The sequence below is a fragment of the Variovorax sp. Soil_C_17 genome (assembly GCF_057657265.1).
In genome coordinates this window covers 1-604 of the sequence record NZ_JBDGIT010000053.1, presented here as the reverse complement: position 1 = coordinate 604, position 604 = coordinate 1, and the positions used below count along the sequence as shown (strand labels likewise).

Genomic DNA, 604 nt, shown 5'->3' with positions numbered 1-604 from the left:
CCGCTGCCGATGCTGGGCATGCAGTACTTCACCGAGGCGCAGCGCACCGTGTGCGACGACAGCTGCGTGCGGGTCGACCACAGCAGTTACGCCGCGCGGCCGGCGCCCATCGGCAGCCACGTGCTGGTGCGCGTGTTCGACCGCCACATCGAGATCCGTGACCTGAAGACGCAGGCGCTGCTGCGCAGTCACATCCGGGTCGAGCGCCCCGGCACGGTCGTGCTGCCGGTGGAGGAGCGCGTGTTCAACCCTTCGCGCGAGACCCGCCGCATCCTCGCGCAAGCCAAGGCGATCGGCAACGACGCCCAGCGACTGTGCGAGCTCCTGTTCGCCGTCGAAGGTCGCGTCGGCCAGCGCAAGCTGTGGGGCATCGTCCGCCTGGCCGATCGATACCCGCGCCGTCTTGTCGACCGCGCGTGTGCGCAGGCGATGCACGACGGCATCCACAGCTACAGCCACGTCAAGAAGCTGACCGAGAAGATCGTCGCCGAAGCACTGGCGGCCCTCGAGCACACCGAAGAGCCGCGCCAGCTGGAGCTCACGCTGACGCAGGAGCACCCGCTGATCCGTCCCGCCGACATCTACGCCGAGTTGTTCTCCCGCT

At 68.7% G+C, this 604-nt stretch carries 1 pseudogene; it reads left to right on the top strand.

The annotated features are described in order from the left end of the window. A pseudogene (locus AC3A6Y_RS34995) lies at positions 1-604 on the top strand (IS21 family transposase); the annotation flags it as partial.